Source organism: Alterotamlana spongicola (assembly GCF_035818475.1).
In the GTDB taxonomy this organism is placed as follows: domain Bacteria; phylum Bacteroidota; class Bacteroidia; order Flavobacteriales; family Flavobacteriaceae; genus Cognatitamlana.
This window is the reverse complement of sequence record NZ_JAYMGV010000001.1, coordinates 1738272-1758586: the sequence shown is the minus strand read 5'-3', so window position 1 is coordinate 1758586 and position 20315 is coordinate 1738272. Positions and strand designations below refer to the sequence as shown.

General features: G+C 35.2%; 17 protein-coding genes. 12 read left to right on the top strand and 5 right to left on the bottom strand.

Annotated elements, in window-relative coordinates:
* The first annotated feature begins 15 nt into the window (after positions 1–15).
* From purE to VOI54_RS07590, 6 genes are all read left to right on the top strand, one after another.
* Positions 16–495 carry a 5-(carboxyamino)imidazole ribonucleotide mutase gene (gene purE, locus VOI54_RS07615; protein WP_326282133.1) on the top strand — a complete coding sequence of 160 codons (480 nt, stop codon included), beginning with the start codon at positions 16–18 and terminating at the stop codon, positions 493–495.
* Between the two features lie 152 nt (positions 496–647).
* Positions 648–2687: a M3 family metallopeptidase gene (locus VOI54_RS07610; RefSeq protein ID WP_326282132.1), complete on the top strand. Its 2040-nt coding sequence runs from the start codon at positions 648–650 to the stop codon at positions 2685–2687.
* A 138-nt stretch (positions 2688–2825) separates the two neighbouring features.
* Complete coding sequence (locus VOI54_RS07605; protein WP_326282131.1) at positions 2826–3329, top strand: GbsR/MarR family transcriptional regulator; 504 nt, start codon at positions 2826–2828, stop codon at positions 3327–3329.
* Between the two features lie 52 nt (positions 3330–3381).
* Positions 3382–4074, top strand: coding sequence for a YqjF family protein (locus VOI54_RS07600; RefSeq protein ID WP_326282130.1), 693 nt, complete (start codon positions 3382–3384; stop codon positions 4072–4074).
* A gap of 76 nt (positions 4075–4150) precedes the next feature.
* Positions 4151–4702 carry a sigma-70 family RNA polymerase sigma factor gene (locus VOI54_RS07595; protein ID WP_326282129.1) on the top strand — a complete coding sequence of 184 codons (552 nt, stop codon included), beginning with the start codon at positions 4151–4153 and terminating at the stop codon, positions 4700–4702.
* A 2-nt stretch (positions 4703–4704) separates the two neighbouring features.
* The gene (locus tag VOI54_RS07590) at positions 4705–4965 is read left to right on the top strand and encodes a hypothetical protein (protein ID WP_326282128.1); all 261 of its coding nucleotides are present in this window, start codon (positions 4705–4707) and stop codon (positions 4963–4965) included.
* Here VOI54_RS07590 and VOI54_RS07585 read toward each other — a convergent pair.
* The gene (locus VOI54_RS07585; protein ID WP_326282127.1) at positions 4948–5766 is read right to left on the bottom strand and encodes a UbiA prenyltransferase family protein; all 819 of its coding nucleotides are present in this window, start codon (positions 5764–5766) and stop codon (positions 4948–4950) included. The genes VOI54_RS07590 and VOI54_RS07585 overlap by 18 nt on opposite strands.
* A 121-nt stretch (positions 5767–5887) precedes the next feature.
* On the opposite strand from VOI54_RS07585, the gene gcvP reads away from it, so the two are divergent.
* The 4 genes from gcvP to VOI54_RS07565 all read left to right on the top strand — a co-directional run bounded on the left by gcvP (position 5888) and on the right by VOI54_RS07565 (position 11296).
* On the top strand, positions 5888–8731 hold the full coding sequence (gene gcvP / locus VOI54_RS07580) for an aminomethyl-transferring glycine dehydrogenase (RefSeq protein WP_326282126.1): 2844 nt from the start codon (positions 5888–5890) through the stop codon (positions 8729–8731).
* A gap of 103 nt (positions 8732–8834) precedes the next feature.
* The gene (locus VOI54_RS07575; RefSeq protein ID WP_326282125.1) at positions 8835–9893 is read left to right on the top strand and encodes a 3-oxoacyl-ACP synthase III family protein; all 1059 of its coding nucleotides are present in this window, start codon (positions 8835–8837) and stop codon (positions 9891–9893) included.
* Between the two features lie 2 nt (positions 9894–9895).
* A complete protein-coding gene (locus tag VOI54_RS07570; RefSeq protein ID WP_326282124.1) occupies positions 9896–10417 on the top strand; it encodes a class I SAM-dependent methyltransferase in 522 nt (173 codons plus the stop codon).
* A 33-nt stretch (positions 10418–10450) separates the two neighbouring features.
* Positions 10451–11296 carry a glycosyltransferase family 2 protein gene (locus VOI54_RS07565; RefSeq protein WP_326282123.1) on the top strand — a complete coding sequence of 282 codons (846 nt, stop codon included), beginning with the start codon at positions 10451–10453 and terminating at the stop codon, positions 11294–11296.
* Between the two features lie 47 nt (positions 11297–11343).
* Here VOI54_RS07565 and VOI54_RS07560 read toward each other — a convergent pair whose 3' ends face one another.
* From VOI54_RS07560 to pafA, 3 genes are all read right to left on the bottom strand, one after another.
* The gene (locus VOI54_RS07560; protein ID WP_326282122.1) at positions 11344–13431 is read right to left on the bottom strand and encodes a T9SS type A sorting domain-containing protein; all 2088 of its coding nucleotides are present in this window, start codon (positions 13429–13431) and stop codon (positions 11344–11346) included.
* Positions 13432–13523: 92 nt separating this feature from the next.
* Positions 13524–14333: a DNA/RNA non-specific endonuclease gene (locus VOI54_RS07555; protein ID WP_326282121.1), complete on the bottom strand. Its 810-nt coding sequence runs from the start codon at positions 14331–14333 to the stop codon at positions 13524–13526.
* The gene (gene pafA / locus VOI54_RS07550) at positions 14333–15970 is read right to left on the bottom strand and encodes an alkaline phosphatase PafA (RefSeq protein WP_326282120.1); all 1638 of its coding nucleotides are present in this window, start codon (positions 15968–15970) and stop codon (positions 14333–14335) included. The genes VOI54_RS07555 and pafA overlap by 1 nt, the downstream gene beginning before the upstream one ends.
* A gap of 118 nt (positions 15971–16088) precedes the next feature.
* Between pafA and VOI54_RS07545 the strand changes: the two genes are divergently transcribed.
* Both VOI54_RS07545 and VOI54_RS07540 read left to right on the top strand, forming a co-directional pair.
* Entirely contained in the window at positions 16089–16826 is a 738-nt protein-coding gene (locus VOI54_RS07545; protein ID WP_326282119.1) for an MlaE family ABC transporter permease, read from the top strand.
* Complete coding sequence (locus VOI54_RS07540) at positions 16826–17593, top strand: ABC transporter ATP-binding protein (RefSeq protein WP_326282118.1); 768 nt, start codon at positions 16826–16828, stop codon at positions 17591–17593. Before VOI54_RS07545 ends, VOI54_RS07540 begins: the two co-directional genes overlap by 1 nt.
* Positions 17594–17849: 256 nt before the next feature.
* Here VOI54_RS07540 and VOI54_RS07535 read toward each other — a convergent pair whose 3' ends face one another.
* On the bottom strand, positions 17850–20171 hold the full coding sequence (locus VOI54_RS07535) for a glycoside hydrolase family 88 protein (RefSeq protein WP_326282117.1): 2322 nt from the start codon (positions 20169–20171) through the stop codon (positions 17850–17852).
* Positions 20172–20315: the final 144 nt, after the last annotated feature.

The window sequence follows — 20315 nt, the reverse complement described above, 5'->3', positions numbered from 1 at the left end:
ACAAAATAAAAATTCATGAGTAAAGTAGGAGTAATTATGGGGAGTAAAAGTGACCTCCCGGTTATGCAAGATGCCATAGACATCTTAAAAGGATTTGATATTGAGGTAGACGTTGATATTGTTTCAGCGCACCGTACACCTGAAAAGCTATTTGATTATGGGAAACATGCCCATACCAGAGGATTTTCTGTTATAATTGCCGGTGCAGGTGGCGCCGCCCATTTGCCAGGAATGATAGCCTCACTTTCTCCACTTCCGGTAATAGGTGTTCCTGTAAAAAGCAGTAACTCTATAGATGGATGGGATTCGGTACTTTCCATTTTACAAATGCCCGGAGGTGTGCCCGTTGCTACTGTTGCACTTAACGGTGCTAAAAATGCCGGAATTCTTGCTGCACAAATTATAGGTTCCAATGACAAATGTGTACTTGATAAAGTAGTAGCTTATAAAGAAGGTTTGAAAATTAAGGTTAACGAATCTGCAAAAGACTTATAATATAAAAAGCCCTAAATGACATTCAGGGCTTTTTAGCTATTAACAAATAATTTTATTGAGTTAGTCACTCTGTAAATTGTTACTTACAAATGTATAAAAAATTTTATTATGCATACATAGCAATTTGAATTTTTAACATATTATCTGAAAAAATGATAAAAAAATCACTAAAAACTCCATTTAAAACTAAGCATAACACGGCTCCTTTTTCAAAAATTAAAAATGAAGATTTCCTTCCTACTTTTAAAGAGGCTATAAAACAGGCAAAAAAAGAGATTGACGATATAGCAACTAGTATCAATACTCCAAGTTTCGAGAATACCATTGTGGCTTTAGATTTTTCAGGAGAGCAATTAGATAGAATCTCAAGCATATTTTTCAATTTGAATTCCGCTGAGACCAATGAAACCATTCAAAAAATAGCCCAAGAAGTGTCGCCTTTGCTTTCAGAGTTCAGTAATGACATTACCTTAAATGAAGCTCTGTTTAAAAGAGTAAAAGCTGTTTATGATTCTAAAAAAGAACTGAATTTAACTACTGAACAACAAACACTACTCGACAAAAAATATAAGAGTTTTTCCAGAAACGGTGCCAATTTATCTGATGATAAAAAATCGCAGCTAAGAGCTATAGATAAAAAATTAAGCCAGTTAAAACTTAAGTTTGGCGAAAATGTTTTAGCCGAAACAAATAAGTTTGAAATGTTTATCACAAACAAGGCTGACTTATCCGGTTTACCAGAAGGCGCCAAAGAAGCAGCCAAACAACTTGCAGAATCAAAAGATAAAAAAGGCTGGCTATTTACATTAGATTACCCCAGTTACATTCCATTTGTTACTTATGCTGATAATAGGGAACTACGCAAAAAAATCACTCTGGTAGCAGGAAGCAAATCCTTTAAAGGAGATGATTTAGATAATCAAGATATAGTTCTCAATATTGTAAAACTGAGACATGAACGTGCCAATCTTTTGGGCTATAAAACACATGCTCATTTTGTTTTGGAAGAACGTATGGCCGAAACGCCAGCGAATGTTCAGGACTTTTTAGATGAATTATTGGAAAAAGCTAAACCTGCGGCTCAGCAAGAATTTAAAAACCTGGAAGATTTTGCAAGGGAATTAGACGGTATTGACCAATTAGAAAAATGGGATGGCTCCTATTACTCAGAAAAGCTTAAACAAAAACGGTTTAGCTTAGACGATGAATTGCTAAAACCCTACTTTAAGTTAGAAAATGTAATTAACGGTGCTTTTGCAGTAGCCCATAAATTATTTGATCTGAATTTTGAAGAAATTCATGATATAGATAAGTATCATGAAGATGTTTTAACTTATAAAGTAACAGATTTAGAAGGTGAGTTTGTTTCTATTTTTTATGCCGATTTCTTTCCCAGAGAAGGAAAACGTAATGGTGCGTGGATGACGTCTTTTAAACCACAATACATAAAAAACGGAGAAAATAGCAGACCTCATATTTCTATAGTTTGCAACTTTACCAAACCAACAAAAACAAAGCCGTCACTTTTAACTTTCAACGAGGTTACCACCCTATTCCATGAATTTGGACATGCACTTCATGGTATGTTGGCAAATACCACATTCCCTAGTTTATCAGGAACCAGTGTATATTGGGATTTTGTAGAGTTACCAAGTCAGATTATGGAAAACTGGTGCTATGAAAAGGAAGCCCTAAAGCTATTTGCTACACATTATGAAACCGGCGAAGTTATCCCTATGGATCTGGTTGAAAAAATTAAAGCGTCAGCGACGTTTCATGAAGGCATGCAAACCTTACGTCAGCTAAGTTTTGGACTTCTTGATATGAGTTGGCATGGTGGTTCACCAGAAGTTATTACATCTGTTAAGGCACATGAATCTGAGGCCTTCAAAAATGTGTCCTTGTATCCGGAAACCAAAGAAACCTGTATGAGTACAGCTTTCTCTCATATTTTTCAAGGCGGGTATTCATCAGGATATTATAGCTATAAGTGGGCCGAAGTTTTAGATGCTGATGCTTTTGAATACTTTAAGGAAAAAGGTATTTTTAATAAAATGGTGGCCGACAAATTTAAGAACAATGTCCTTTCAAAAGGAGGAACAGAAAATCCAATGACCCTGTATAAACGTTTTAGAGGACAGAAACCAAAACCGGAAGCATTATTAAGAAGATCTGGATTAATTGGAAAATAAGAACTAAAGCCACTATTTATTTCAGCATCTATTTGAGGTTCAAAATCTAAACGATTAAGCTTTTGAAATAAATTTAAGTGCGGCAAATAAACTTTCAATAATTATTGAAAGTTTAGAAATTTTATATATCTTTGTCATATGGAATACAAAGAAGCTAAAGAAAAGTTTATCAGTACCTGGGGAAGTCTAGGTTCATTATGGGGTATAAACAAAGCTATGGCCCAAATACAGTCTCTACTCTTTATCTCTACTAAACCTTTAGCTATGGAAGACATTATGGAAGCGCTAAAAATTTCTCGTGGTAATACCAGTATGAATTTAAGGCAGCTTATGGATTGGGGAATTGTGACCAAAGAAATTATTCCAGGGCAACGTAAAGAATATTTTACTACAGAAAAGAACGTTGAAGAACTTGCCAGGCATATTGCCAAAGAACGTAGCCGAAGGGAAATAAAGCCCGTTCTAAAAGTTTTGAAGGAAGTCAGCTCCATCAAGGATGACGGAACGGCAAAAACCAAAGAACTTATTAAACAAACCAAAGCATTACACGATTTAGCTGAAACAGCAGATACTATGTTAAACAGAATTGCAAATCAAGATCAAAACTGGTTAACTAAATCTATATTAAAACTGATTAAATAAAAAAATTTAAAACATATTTTCAATATTTTCTGAAAGTTCAAAATATAAGATAATGAAACCAATTAACATTTTTATGACTGGTGAATGGAAAGATTTAATAATGCTAACTTTTGAAGTAGATAAGTCCATTTTAAAACCATATCTTCCTAAAGATACAGAAATAGACCTTTACAAAGGAAAAGCATTATTAAGTATGGTTGCGTTTACCTTTTCTAAAGTAAACTTCTTCAACTTTGCAATACCTTTCCATCAACTATTTGGTCAAATTAATTTTCGTTTTTACGCAAAATCAAAAATTAATGGCTCAAAAGGAGTTGTTTTTATTAAAGAATTTGCCCCAAAGCCATTAATTGCATTTATAGCCAATAAATTTTACAATGAACCTTATTTTTTTAAACCAATTATTTTCAAAAAAAAAGTTACACAGAATAGAATAGATTTAAAATATCAATATAAAAATGCTTCAGTTGAAGTCAGTAGTTCTCTGCAAACCACGAAACCTAGTCAAAATACGCTCGAACATTTTATAGTAGATAGATATATTGCATTCGTTAAAAGTAAAAAACACCAAACATTCCGTTATAATATATACCACAAACCATGGAAAATACATCAATTAAAAAAAACATACCTTAACAAAGAGTTACTCAAGCTATTACCTTCTCATTTTGTTAACTTGAAATTACGGAGTACTCTTTTGGTGGACGGTTCTTCGGTTAAAGTAGAAAAAGGAATTATGCAATAAATACTAAAGAACCGCATTTGACAATATAGAATACATTTTTTTGCTTATTTTTGAGATCTAAAATTATATATTAATAATGCCCGACCATCAAATTAATCCGGATAAGTGGATCGATTTATATTCAGATTACTTATTCAACTATACCATTTCGCGTATTAGTGACAAGGAAATAGCCCAGGACTTGGTTCAAGACACCTTTTTGGCGGGTTTAAAATCTATGAAAAACTTTAAAGGAGAAGCTAGTGAACGTACCTGGCTCATTTCTATTTTAAAGCGAAAGATCATAGATCATTACAGAAAAATAAATTCTAATAAAGGAAAAGCCGAAGTTAGAATAAATTATAATGATGCTGAAAGTGAAGGAGATTGGCTAGAAGAACGTGTTGCAGATCCATTTGACAAAACGGCTGAAGACACCCTCCAAAACAGTGAACTTGGTGATGCCATACATAGCTGTTTAGGAAAATTACCTCAAAAACAAGCTGATGTTTTTAAGATGAAAACCATTCTTGGTCATGAAACTGAAGTTATTTGTAATGAATTAAATATTACAGCGTCTAACCTTTGGGTAATTATTCATAGAGCTCGAACTGCTTTAGCAGATTGCTTAAAAGAAAATTGGTTTTAATTATGAGTAAAAAAATAAAGGTAATAATACCTTGTGATGAAGCAAATCATGTTTGTGATAAAACACAATATAAAGATGCTACACTATGGGAAAAAATCAAACTCAATATACACTTAATTTATTGCAGGGCCTGTAGAGAATACACTAAAAACAATACGAAACTCACTAAAGCTATTAAAAAATCTGAAGTTGAATGCCTTGACAATACCAGTAAAGAGGTCATGAGAACAGAATTTAATAAAGCTTTAAACGAATATAAATAGTAAAACCAACCATAAGATTGGTAGGGCTTCAACACCAAAAGAACAATAGTATTTACTTTGGTTAATTTTAGAGTTAAATAACAACACCATAGTCACCCCCATAGTTATTACAAATGGTATTAACCTTTCTAATTCAATATCATTTTTAAAATATTCTAAAAAAAAGATAATGACAAGCAGCATAGCTCCAAGTCCTTTAGTCTTTTGTATCCCTAATTTCTGAGGAATAGTAATAAGGCTTAAACTGTCATATTTTAAATCTCTAATTTCAAAGGGTAGCATCAAAACAATAATATATACAAAGCGCTGAACACCTAATAAAATACTGTCAGTGGTAAAATCAAAACCCTGATCAATCAAAGGAAGAAAAACAGTAACTCCTGTCCATACCAATGCAATAATATATATTTTCAACCCGCTAATACTTCTTAGTGTTCTCTGACGTTTTGACAAGAGGGGAATAGCATATAAAAAAGTTAAAACAGCAAAAAGACCAATTAATATAAGTGTTATCATTTGCAATTGAATAGCATAGAAACACATAAGTAAGAAACAAACAAGTGAAAGCATTTGTATTAATTTCAACCAGTTTGCCAGGCGCCTGTGACGAAACTTTGCTATACCAAAATACTTTACAAAATTATACCCGGTAATAGCGGCGTAAAACACAAAATACAAGACTGGTGTATTGTAATTTAAGTTCAATTCCATCAGTGTTATCCATGTTAATGCATACACAGATAAGGCCACATGAATACTACTGTTAATGTAAAAACTAAAAAGTTGTTGAAGAAACTTCATTAAACAAAAGTAACCAAAGTGTTCATAAAGATATCAAATGGTTAAAAACTTTCCTTTTTTCGCAATAAAACACATTAAATATTCCGTATTTTTGCGAATTATTTATTCAAATTTAATTTTAATGAATACAAACGCTTTTGCCTTGCGTCATATTGGTCCCAGAGAAGAGGATCAAAATCTAATGTTAGAAACTTTAGGATTAGACTCGTTAGATCAGTTGATTTATGAAACTGTACCAGACGATATTCGTTTAAAAAAACCATTGAATTTAGACGAGCCAATGACAGAACATGAATACTTACTACATATTCATGATCTATCAAAGTTAAACAAGGCTCGTAAAACTTATATAGGTTTAGGGTATCACCCTACAGTCATGCCAGCTGTTATTCAGCGAAATATTTTAGAAAACCCGGGTTGGTACACAGCATATACTCCATATCAAGCTGAAATTGCACAAGGGAGACTGGAAGCTTTACTAAATTTTCAAACCATGGTTATTGACCTTACCGGTATGGAAATAGCCAACGCTTCTCTTCTTGATGAAAGTACCGCAGCAGCCGAAGCTATGAGTTTGTTATTTGCTGTTCGTGAACGTGATCAGAAAAAGGCAGGAATCAATAAGTTTTTTGTTTCAGAAAACGTTTTACCACAAACATTATCATTACTTGAAACAAGGGCCAATCCAATAGGCATAGAATTAATTATAGGAAACGAAGACACCTTTGACTTTTCTGCTGATTATTTTGGTGCTCTACTGCAATACCCCGGAAAAGATGGACAAATTACTGATATTAAATCTTTCATTAGTCAGGCTAAAGATGCCAGGATTAAAGTAGCAGTAGCTGCTGATATTTTAAGCTTGGTAAAACTTGAGGCTCCGGGTAAGTTTGGAGCTGATGTGGTAATAGGCACTACACAACGTTTTGGTATCCCTATGGGATATGGTGGTCCTCACGCGGCATATTTTGCCACTAAAGAAGCTTACAAACGTGATATACCGGGACGTATCATTGGGGTAACCAAAGACGCTAATGATAACCGTGCATTGCGTATGGCCCTTCAAACTAGAGAACAACATATAAAACGAGATAAAGCCACTTCTAATATTTGTACGGCACAAGTATTGCTTGCTGTAATGGCCAGTATGTATGCCGTATATCACGGACCAAAAGGCTTAAAATTTATTGCCAACAAAGTACACAATAAAGCGGCTACTTTGGCCAATGCTTTAAAAGACTTAGGGTATGAACAAATAAACACCTCTTATTTTGACACCCTTCAAATAAAAACAAAGTCTAAAAAAATTAAAAAGATTGCTACCGAAAAGAAGGTTAACTTACATTACCCTGACAAAAATTCTGTAGCTATTTCTATTAATGAAACAACCTCAATTAGAGATATTAACTACTTAATATCCATTTTTGCAGAAGCCGCCGGGAAAGATACTATAGTTATTTCTACCGTTGAATCCCATAATAATATTTCAGAATCATTACAGAGAACTTCAGATTTTTTAACTGAACCTGTGTTCAACACCTATCATTCTGAAACAGAATTGATGCGTTATATAAAAACCTTAGAACGTAAAGATTTGGCATTAAATCACTCTATGATTTCGTTAGGTTCCTGTACAATGAAATTAAATGCAGCTTCTGAAATGCTCCCTTTAAGTTGGTTTAAATGGGGAAATATTCACCCGTTTGCACCTTTAAAACAAGCCAAGGGTTATTTAACGGTTTTAAGGGAATTAGAAGACCAATTAACCGAAATTACCGGCTTTGCTGCTACCTCTCTCCAACCAAATTCTGGTGCTCAGGGGGAGTTTGCGGGGCTCATGGTTATAAAAGCTTATCATGAATCTCGTGGTGACCATCATAGAAATATTTGTTTGATTCCATCATCTGCACATGGAACCAATCCTGCAAGTGCAGTTATGGCCGGTATGAAAGTGGTTGTAACAAAATCTACGGCAGAAGGAAATATTGATGTAGATGATCTGCGTGAAAAAGCAGAATTACATAAAGACAACTTAGCTGCCTTAATGGTAACCTATCCGTCTACCCACGGTGTTTATGAATCTGCTATAAAAGAGATTACAAAAGTTGTACATGATAACGGCGGACAAGTATATATGGACGGAGCTAACATGAATGCCCAGGTAGGACTCACTAATCCCGGTAATATTGGTGCTGACGTTTGTCACCTGAACTTACATAAAACATTTGCCATACCCCATGGAGGGGGCGGCCCTGGAGTAGGTCCCATTTGTGTTGCAAAGCAATTGGTTCCGTTTTTACCAGGAAACCCCATTGTAAAAACGGGAGGAGACAAGGCTATTACAGCTATTTCTGCCGCGCCTTTTGGCTCTGCATTGGCCTGTTTAATTTCTTATGGCTACATCAAAATGTTGGGAGCCCAAGGATTAACAGAATCAACTAAAATAGCCATTTTAAACGCCAACTATATCAAACATCGCCTGCAAGGTAGTTTTGACACCTTATATTCCGGAGAACGTGGTAGAGCAGCTCATGAAATGATTGTGGATTGCAGACCATTTAAAGCTAATGGCATTGAAGTAACAGATATTGCAAAACGATTAATGGATTATGGTTTCCATGCGCCTACAGTATCATTTCCTGTTGCCGGAACATTAATGATAGAACCAACTGAAAGTGAAAGTAAAGCGGAAATTGACAGATTCTGCAATGCTATGATTTCCATCAGAAAAGAAATTGACAGTGTTTCAAAATCAGATACCAATAATGTTTTAAAAAATGCACCTCATACTCTGGAAATGATTACATCAGACGAATGGCATTTACCATATACCAGAGAGGAAGCCGCTTTTCCTTTAAATTATATTAAAGACAGTAAGTTTTGGCCAAGTGTGAGACGTGTTGATGATGCTTATGGTGATAGAAATTTGATTTGCTCATGTGTACCTATTGAAGCCTATGCATAGCAAAAACGGTGGTTGGACATCGTAAAATTTAATGAAACTGGGTTGATTTGGTTTATAGATACAATTATATTTGTTGTTTTAGAAAATTAATAGCAATACTTTTATGAATATTAAGATTACCGGTACAGGAAGCTATATTCCTGCACAAGTTGAAAAAAACGAAAGTTTTCACAATCACACTTTTTTAAATTCAGACGGAACCGCTATTGATGCCCCAAATGAGGTTATTGTAGAAAAGTTTAAAGCCATTACCGGTATTTCTGAACGTCGGTATGCAAAACCTCATCTTACATCATCTGATCTGGCTTTCTTTGCTGCTGAAAAAGCTATTGATGATTCTCAAATAGATCCTGAAACTATAGATTATATTATTGTTGCCCATAATTTTGGCGACGTTAAACATAATACCATTCAAAGCGATGTGTTGCCATCTTTAGCCTCAAGAGTAAAGCATAGTTTACGCATTAAAAATCCAAAATGTGTGGCTTATGATATTTTATTTGGCTGCCCGGGTTGGGTAGAAGGTGTTATACAAGCCAATGCGTTTATCAAAGCAGGTATGGCAAAACGATGTTTGGTCATTGGATCTGAAACCCTGTCAAGAGTTATTGATCATTATGATAGAGATGCCATGATTTTTTCGGATGGAGCCGGTGCTACCATTATTGAAGCTACCAATGACAACGGAGGCATTTTAGCACATGAAACAGCAAGTTTCACCTATGATGAGGCTTATTATCTATACTTTGGAAACTCAAATAATACTGATGTTTCAAGTGATACACGCTATATGAAAATGGAAGGTCGTAAAATTTACGAATTTGCCTTAGTAGAAGTTCCAAAAGCCATGAAGGCCTGTTTGGACAATAGCGGTGTTGATATTAAAGACGTTAAAAAAATATTTATTCATCAGGCTAATGAGAAAATGGATGAGGCCATTTTAAAACGTTTTTACAGATTATACAAAACAGATATTCCGGAACACGTTATGCCAATGAGCATTCAAAAGTTAGGAAATAGTTCTGTAGCTACAGTACCAACACTTTATGACTTGGTTAAAAATAACCAACTGGAAAATCATAGTTTGACCAAAGGTGATGTTGTTATTTTTGCAAGCGTTGGTGCAGGAATGCATCTAAACGCTATTGTTTATAAAGTGTAACCATGTACGAAAAGACCTTTCCAAACAAACGCTTTAAGTACACTATTAACTTTCTTAAAAAACATGTAGCTCCATCAGAAAGCATTTTAGATTTGGGTGTTGTTAACCCATTTACTAAAATCATGCAAGAACATGGTTATACTGTTGAAAATACCAAGGGAGAGGATTTGGACATTGACACATCAACCATTCTGAATTCAAATGCTGATGTTATTACTGCATTTGAAATTTTTGAGCACCTACTTTCTCCATTTACCGTTTTAAAATCTATAAAGGCAGATAAATTAGTAGCCAGTGTACCTTTAAAGCTTTGGTTTTCATCAGCATACCGAAGCAATATCGATATGCTTGACAGACATTATCATGAATTTGAAGATTGGCAGTTTGATTGGTTATTGGAAAAGGCCGGATGGAAAATAATTGACAGACAAAAGTGGACCAATCCAACAAAAAAAATAGGTATTAGACCTGCCCTGAGGTGGTTTACTCCAAGGTACTATATAGTTTATGCTGAAAGGATTTAGCTTGAATATTAACCACTAACACTAACTAAGGTTTTGGATTTTTATATTGTTATCCCTGCCCATAATGAAGCCTCTTCCATTGGACTCACATTGGATTCTCTGGTAAATCAAACTCTTTTACCTAAACAAATTGTTGTAGTAAATGATAACTCTACCGATAAAACTCAAGACATAGTTGAAGCATATTCAGCTAAACACCCCTGGATCACTCTGATAAACTCAAAGTCCTCTAACGAACACTTGCCGGGGTCAAAAATTGTTAATGCTTTTTACAAAGGCTATGACATTTTAGATGACAACTATGATGTCATTTGTAAGTTTGATGCGGATTTAATTTTTCCGAATAATTATTTAGAAAAACTCGCCTTCCACTTTAATAATGAAGACCAATTAGGTATGGCTTCAGGGTTTTGCTATATTGAAAAAAATGGAGATTGGGTTTTAGAAAACCTAACCCGAAAGGATCATATTCGCGGCGCTTTAAAAGCATATAGAAAGGCATGCTTCCATAAAATTGGAAAACTTAAGCGGTCCATGGGTTGGGATACTGTAGATGAGCTATTAGCTAAATACTACGGTTGGTCTATTTTAACCGATGAGTCATTACACGTAAGACACCTAAAACCAACCGGGTCCGGTTATAATAAAGCTTCAAAATACTTACAGGGTGAAGCCATGTATAAAATGCGTTATGGTTTTGTTATTACACTTATTTCAGCACTAAAACTAGCTATAAAGAAACAACAATTCGGTTTGTTTAAAGATTACATGGCAGGGTATTTCAAAGCTAAAAAAGAAAAGGCACTCCATCTGGTCTCTGAGGAAGAAGGTAAATTCATCAGGGAAATAAGATGGAAAGGTATAAAAAAAAGGTTCTAAAAATATTAGAACCTTTTTATCATTTAAGATAGCATATGGCAATAAACTTATTTGACCACCAAACGCTTTATAGTTTTAGTTCCACTGTAGTTATCTTGAATAACCACAAAGTATATTCCACTTGTATAATGACTTACATCAATTGAAGGCATTATATTCCCGGTTAAGCCGGCTTTTAAAGTTCCATCATATACTTTCCTATTCTGCAAATTATAAACTGCTACACTTATATCTGCATCTTCATTATCTGTAACACTTAAATGAGCAATAGTTTTAGCCGGATTTGGATATATTAACACTTTTCCAGTAGATGCTGCTGTTCTTTCAACTTTAATAGAGTTAGATAAGCTAAAACACCCCTCAAGGCCTGAAACCAAATGATCTCCTTCTTCCGGGGGCTCAAGTCCATTTAACCCTTCCTTATAGCTCATGTGCCATATCAGGCAGGTACCCGCGGGTGAAGTATCAAAATTAACATCTGAATAAGAATTAGGCAAGTCCAAAATTATTGTCCCATCAGAATTGGTAACCACCCAGGCAAACTTATCTCCAATATTACCTTCAAGAGTAATATCTCCTTCGGAAATTTTATCTTCTGTGCCGTCCCCCACTGTAAAACTAAAGGTATTATCTGTACCTCCCGAAATGGTTCCGCCGTTAACACCGTTTCTAATTACCGTAATAGCATTTGAAAGACTAAAACACCCTGCCAGATCAGATACTTTATTACCAACTTCAGCACCTGTCAATCCATCCCTAAAACTAATGTGCCATATCAAACAGGTACCGGAACCAGCACCTTCCAAATCAAATGGAGGGCCATCAGGCAATCCCAATATTTCCGGATCTGCCGCATTATCTGTAATTACCCATCCCAAATTCCCGTCGGTTTCGCCATTTACAATTATATCAAAAGCATCACTCACACCATCGCCTGCACAAATCTCTATCTCTGCTCCGCCATCATTGGCTATTTCTATACTTCCGGCATTTACACCAAGTCGAATCACCGTAATTGGATTGGACAGCACATAACAGTCTGATAAATCGGATACTTTATTACCAATTTCAGCACCTGTCAGCCCATCCCTAAAACTAATATGCCATATCAAACAGGTACCGGAACCAGCACCTTCCAGATCAAATGGAGGTCCATCTGGCAATCCCAATATTTCCGGATCTGCCGCATTATCTGTAATTACCCATCCTAAATTCCCATCGGTTTCGCCATTTACAACCACATCAAAAGCATCACTCACACCATCACCTGCACAAATCTCTATCTCTATTCCGCCGTCATTGGCTATTTCTATACTTCCGGCATTTACACCATTTCTAATCACAGTGATTGGGTTAGACAAATCAAAGCATCCCATCAAATCTGCGGCATTGGTTACACCATCCAAACTAACATTCTCAGCATAACTTAAATGCCATATCAAACAGGTTCCTGAGCCTGCACCTTCAAAATCAAAAACATTATCGGTTGAAGTATCCAAGATATTGGCATCTGTATCTGTAATAAGCCAAATCATATCTGGCCCCTCAGCTCCTGTAAGTGTAACTTCAAACATATCAGACACACCGTCTCCGGCACATATTTCAATTTCTGTAGAACCGTCTTCCAGAGAAATTTCTCCTCCTTTGGGTTGCTGTATTCTTTTTACTTCAATATAATTTGACAGATCAAACTTCCCTCTGATATCAGCTAAATTTTTAGTGAATTTACCTTGTCCCGATGGGTCAACCAAGGGCTTTATCCCATTATATGACAAATGCCAAATCCTACAATCTCCGGGTGGAGCACCATCAAAATCAAATGGTGGTTCTTCAGGTAAATCCAAGATGTTATTTTGGTCGTCTGTTATAATCCATTGTTTTACCCTGCCGGAAGCTCCTTCAAGGATAACATCTACAAAATCCGGAACACCATCTCCAACACAAACTTCAATATATGTTTCACCTTCTAACGTTGTTATTTCACCACCGTCAACAGTGGCATTCTCATGCGCATTTGGGCTTTGAGCATTTACAAAACTCAAGGTTCCTATAAAAAAAAGTAGGTAGGTCAAGCCACTGGCTCTTATTATTTTTAAAATCAGATTTGGGTAACTGCTACGTGTATTTTCTCTCATAACCTCCTGATTTATAATTAATAAACAAAGAAATTACAAAAAAAGACAACATTTTAACAATCTAATATGCTAAAGGCGAATTTAATCGATTATTAGTCAAAGCTCCAGTCTTTATATCTGCTCGAAGCTTCTAATTTATTTTCAATATCATCAGGCAACTCAGAAAAAAAATCAATCCCGGTTAAAGTCTCAACGGTATCAACAGAAACTACAAATTTGTATAAAGGCTTCTTAGAATCTTTATGGGGCATTAAAAAAGCTATCATTCTTACATGACCTGAATTATTGTCTAAAATAACCTTATAAAATTGATTGGGTACCGAAACATATTCATCTCCAATAGTTTTCATATCGCCCTTTAAAATACCTCCTGTCACTACAAACACTCCATCATATTTATTGGCCCAATATCGTACTTTTTGTTCCAATCTGTTCCAAATTCCGGAATTGAATTGATGTTCCTGCGGACTTATATTACTAGTTAAAAATGTTTCGTCATGTGCTGCTTTAGTATAACGCTTGTCACCAGCTGGGCAAAGATGCCCACGGTCATAACCTGAATTTTTATAATTACGCCAATGTGCTGCACCTGTTTTTACTGCTTTATCAATTTCAAAATACGGACGTTTATAGTTAATCTGTGACAAATGGGATTTTTTGAGTTCATAGGCCACCCATTCTGCCTGTTCATGAGCTTCATTATATGACAGCGAATAACCTTCATGGTGAATCACCTGCCCCGTAGTACTGGTCGGCAAAAAATACGCGTTGGTACTAACCTTAACTTTTTTACCTTCAGATACAAACTCTGCCTTTTCTTCCTCCTCTAAAAAATACTCATAGCCATAAACTCCAAAAAGAATAGCTATAGCAATTATAAAATATACCTTGCGCTTGTTCATTAATCTATAACAATTTCCAACGGCTGCCCTATAGCTGCATTTGGAAAGCTAATACCCAAAAGAGCAGATACTGTTGGTGCTATATCTGTGATTTCCGTTTTCTGTAAAGTTTCTCCGTGCTTAATACCTTTTCCAAAGAATAGTAACGGAACGTGCGTGTCATAATTTAAACCACTGCCGTGTGTTGAACCCGTTATAGGGTAAGAAATATAGGCTGGATCATTTACTAAAATAACGTCTCCTGAACGCTTTTGATTAAATCCTTTTTGTAATAATGCCTCAATACCTTCAATAAAATTAACCGAGCTCATAGTAGTAGCTGTATAGGCTTTAGAAATATGCTTATAGGCCATTTGCTCATTTACAATGGCCTCCTGAACATCTCCTAAGTTTAAACCAAGTTCCTTTATTTTTTCTCTATTTAAAAAGATTTGACTATTACTAATATTTTCCAGCACATCTTCAGTTCCAAACTGGTCTTTTAAAAACAGTTTGAATTTTTGTTTTCTTTCTGAGTTATTTAAATACCCGGATGGAATATTTTGAGTTTTCAAATATGCTGGAACCTCAACCGCTCCATGATCGGCTGTTAAGAACACAACATATTTTCCGTTGCCTACTTTTTTATCCAAAACATTAAAAAATCGCTCTAAATCCTTATCTAACCTAATATAGGTATCTTCAATTTCCTTAGAATTAACTCCAAAATTATGTCCTACATAGTCTGTACTGGAATAACTAACCGTTAGAACATCTGTAATGTTATCTTGCCCTAATGCTTCGCCCTCAATGGCTGCTATTGCAAAATCTGTAGTTAAACTATTTCCATATGGAGTCCCTTTAAGAAGGTCAAAATTTCCATTCTTCTTTTTTAGCTTTGATAGTTTATAAGGAAAAGTAGCCGTTTCTTTTCCTTTAAACCCTCCTTCAAAAGCATTTAAATCTGATCCGCTTTCTGTATAAGTACTAATATCATAGTATGTATCCCAATCTTTAAAATATGATTTTGCTGTTTTAGAAGCATTAAACTTCTCTACCCATTTGGGCAATTTATTCATATAAAAAGAGCTTGAAATCCATACGCCTTCATCCTTACCATGAAACCAGTACGCCGCATTAGCTGAATGTCCTGCGGGTAAAATAGCGCCTCTATCCTTTATGGAGATCCCAATTGTTTTTCCCTGTAGTTGTGTAAATAATCTATTTTCATCAGCAAAAGTTGTTACCAACATCCTATGTGGAGACATTTTACCTGATGATGTACTGGTTCCAACCGATTCTACGGTATCATCGCCGGCACAGTATACCATTTTTTTTGAGTCTCTGTCATAAAAATCATTTCCTATAATGCCATGATACTTTGGTGTGGTTCCCGTAAATACAGAGGCATGACCCGGAGCTGTTTTTGTTGGCACGTAGTTAAAATGGTTATTCTTACAATTAAAACCTTCATTGATCATACGTTTAAATCCACCATCCCCATATTTGTTATAAAACCGGGTTAAGTAATCATAACGCATTTGATCTACAACAATACCAAGAACAAGTTTTGGGTTTTCATTTTTTTGTTTGTCTACTTGAGCATAACCATATACCATTAAATTAAAAACTAATAAAAAGGATAAAAGGTGTTTCATAACGATCTACTGTATTTTATTTAATTTGAACAAAAGTACATATATTAAATTATCATATTTTAAAATTAAGATTAAATACCTCCAACTTTTTTTTACTTTAGCATTTACAAAATTAAATATGACATACCTGCATAATATAGGAGCGTATTTTTTAATGCTTGCCGAAATGTTTCGCAAACCAACTAAATGGGGCGTAATGAAACAACTCATACTAAAAGACATTGACGACTTAATTATCGGTTCTTTAGGTATAGTAGCTTTCATTTCTTTTTTCGTAGGGGGCGTAGTAACCATTCAAACAGCTTTGAATATTGATAATCCACTGATACCAAAATACTTAGTTGGCTTTGCCACTAGGCAATCTATAATCTTAGAGTTTGCTCCCACATTTATGTCTATAATCATGGCTGGTAAGGTTGGATCATTTATCACCTCCAGTATTGGAACCATGCGTGTTACTGAGCAAATTGATGCTCTGGAAGTTATGGGAATAAACTCCCTTAATTATTTGGTATTCCCTAAATTTATTGCGTTGCTGTTATACCCTTTTGTTATTTCTATTTCTATGTTTTTAGGAATTTTAGGAGGCATGGCCGCATGTGTTTATGGAGGGTTTAGTACGTTACAGGATTATATAGTAGGGTTGCAAAATGATTTTGACACGTTCCATATCACCTATGCTTTTATAAAAACTTTTGTCTTTGCTTTTGCTTTAGCTACTATTCCTTCATTTCATGGTTATTACATGAAAGGAGGTGCGTTGGAAGTAGGTAAAGCCAGCACAACATCTTTTGTATGGACTAGTGTGGTCATTATTGTTATGAATTATTTCCTTACACAAATGCTATTAAGTTAATGATTGAAGTTAATAATTTACATAAGTCGTTTGGAGAGGTAGAAATCCTAAAAGGGATTAGTACCTCTTTTGAAAAAGGAAAAACCAACCTAATTATTGGACAAAGTGGTTCTGGAAAGACCGTTTTTCTAAAATGTTTATTAGGACTGTTTGATTATGAAGAGGGATCAATAGCTTATGACGGGAAAATATTTTCCCAACTTTCAGAAGACGACAAAAGAAACATTCGTGCAGAAATAGGTATGGTATTTCAAGGAAGCGCCTTATTTGACTCTATGACTATTGCTGAAAATGTGATGTTCCCTCTGCGTATGTTTACCAAACAGAGTAAAAGCGAAATGCAGGATAGAGTAAACTTTGTTTTAAACCGTGTAAACCTTGAAGGTGCTCATAATAAAATGCCAAGTGAAGCTTCCGGAGGAATGCAAAAACGTGTTGCCATTGCACGTGCTATTGTTAACAATCCAAAGTATTTGTTTTGTGATGAACCAAATTCCGGATTAGACCCTAAAACAGCAATTGTCATTGATAACCTCATTCAGGAAATTACTGAAGAATATCAAATAACTACGGTTATAAACTCACATGACATGAATTCTGTAATGGAAATTGGTGAAAAAATAGTGTTTCTTAAAAACGGGTTGAAAGCCTGGGAAGGTTCTAATCAAACCATCTTTAAGACCGATAATGAATCTGTTACTGACTTTGTGTATTCTTCTAACTTATTTAAAAAAGTACGCCAAATGTATCTGGAAGAAAACGAGTAGTGTCTTCTAAAATTGATTTAAAAGTTTATTTAAAAACACCCTCACAGATTAAAACCTGTTTCAGGGATACTTTACTTTGCTTTAATTTTATTTATCTAATAATATAAAACAAACTCTAACTAAAATAAAAATTCAGACCGAAAAGAGTTTTATTGCTACTTTATGATTCTGTTTTATTAAAACACTAAATACCTCATCATAAATATAAAGGTTGTTACTAACATTGCTTCGCTTCTAATCTATTACCAACCACTCATCATTGCTCAGGTTTCTCTAAGATTACCCCCTTAATATCTGCATCATAATTCATATAATCATACCAAGGCCCGTTAAGCCACAATAGCACCTTATAGCCTTCATTTTCTACTACTATTGGACGAATATTTCTATAATTTGAATTGGTCGTTATGGCCTTCCATGTAATAGTCTTTATATCATCATCCGGTCCAATTTCAGCTTCATAAATCTCATGAACTCCTCCCAGATCTTCACCTGTTGAGGGATCTACATCTGATGAGATATAAACTCTAGACGGATTCTTAGGGTCAAATGCTAAAAGTCCTGTATAACTACTTTCTACTTTGTACAAGCATTTGCCGGCATAGGCAATTTCTCTGTCATGCCATTCTTTGCCATCCCATGAGGCTATTCTGTATCTGTGATCACTGTCATTTAAATATAACGAATAACCAATGTGTGGCTTGCGGTTTTTATCTGTAGCCATAGCACAGGTCCAGGCACTATTAGGCACACTTTCATTTATAATAGATTTCTCAAATGTATCACTACCTGTATATATTTTTTGACCTTCCGATGCTCTTAACGGCCCATTTGCCAAATCTTTAATCTTTGTACCATCTACGTTGTAAAACGCATTATCCTTAAACTCGGCATAGAACAAATTATTCCCGTACTGCCGTGGATGTCCGTCAGTATAAGAAACACCAACAGTGTTTTCATCTACCTGACAATATCTTGCATATGGACGCTGATATCCTTTTATATCATTGGCTATAAAATGTGTGGAGTTTCCCCAGGATTCACCATGATCTTCAGAAGTTATAAATGACGGATTAAAAGTCAACCCGCTTCTAAAAAAATTATATAGCTTACCTTCATTCTTCATCTGATAGAGGTTCATATAAGTCACTCCATTCTTATGGTCATATTCGTGCTCATATTTTTTAGGCTTTTCCCATTGTGAATAATCTGTTGGAGATGATATACTATAGTGATGTATTTTTTCAGTACCATGTTTAGCCCACATAGCTAAAATACTTTTATCGGGGCGTTGATATAATGCCGGAACATTATGGTCATCTTTTTGGAATTTTTTATGAAGGATCAATGTGGTATCCTGCTTTTCTGATTTTAGATCAAAAACACCTAATCTCACATCTCCGCTTTGTCCGCTTAAACCTGAAATAATTAGTTTACCGTTACTTATGATAGCTCTGGGATCCTGATACCAGCACCATCCTCCATCTTTCATAAAGGTAGTCTGCCCTGTATCTTTTGTCAAAGGATAATGTGTATTAGTATATTTATACATTTCAGAACCGGCTGCCAAAAACGCTCCTATCCCATACACTTCCGTGTAGTCCTTAAAACTTTCGCCGGGGGCGGCACCAATGGGCTGTACATACCCCAGCATGCCATTTTCATTGACACATTTGGTAAGCGCATTCCATGCCTTAATTAATACAGGCTCATAGGTTTCTTTATCCAGCAAACCATTATTTATACCCCAGGCTATTCCAAATGTAAAAAATGCCGAACCGCTGGTTTCAATAACGGGGTAGTCTTTTAAATCCCCTAAAACACCTCCTGACCAGGTACCATCAGGTCTTTGAGTTTTGACTAAGGTCTCTGCTATTTGTTTAAATATTGTCTCATAGAATGGCTTACCCTTCCAATCTTCAGGAAAATCCGGTATCATCAGTGCTAGACCTCCAAACACCCATCCGTTTCCTCTGGACCAGAATATTTTTTTACCATTCTTTTCTGTTTTACCCAAATATGATTTGTCTCTAAAGAATAATTGCTCCTTGGCATCCCATAATTCATTATATGTCATACGATACTGTTTGTCCATATAATTCAGATAAGTACTGTCTTTAGTTATTTTAGCCAATCTAGCCCACACCGGAGGTGCCATAAATAAAGCATCACACCAATCCCAATGATATTCTTTACCTTTTTCACTTTCTATTATGGAATCAAAACGGGCTTTAATAGGTTGTATTGGTACCCTTTTTCTAAAACGAATATGTTGATTTAAACTTAGATAAAATTGACCTACGGCATGATCGTCTGCATGATACATACGCTTGTAAAGCTGCCACTTATTTTTCTCTCCAATACTAGCCAACCAATTAATATATTTAGGGTAATGAGATATTTTGGTTAGCTCAAACATCCCTGAATACAAGGCAGCGCATGTCCAGTCTAATTCGTGATGCTTATTTCTGTTATGCCAATTCTTTCTTTTTTCAGGAGAAGGTAATGCTCTATACGTCCCCATGTCTTCAAACGTTTCAATTTGCCAGTTAGCCACCTTTTCGGTAATTGATTTCACTTCTTTAGGACTAGGTGGCAGTAGAACTTCCTCTTGAGGTTTACAATTAAAGCACAAAAAAATTATAACTAAACAGGATATAGTTTGTCTCATAAAACAGTTGAATTTAACATACAATACAATCGATTGTATTTTCAAAAATAA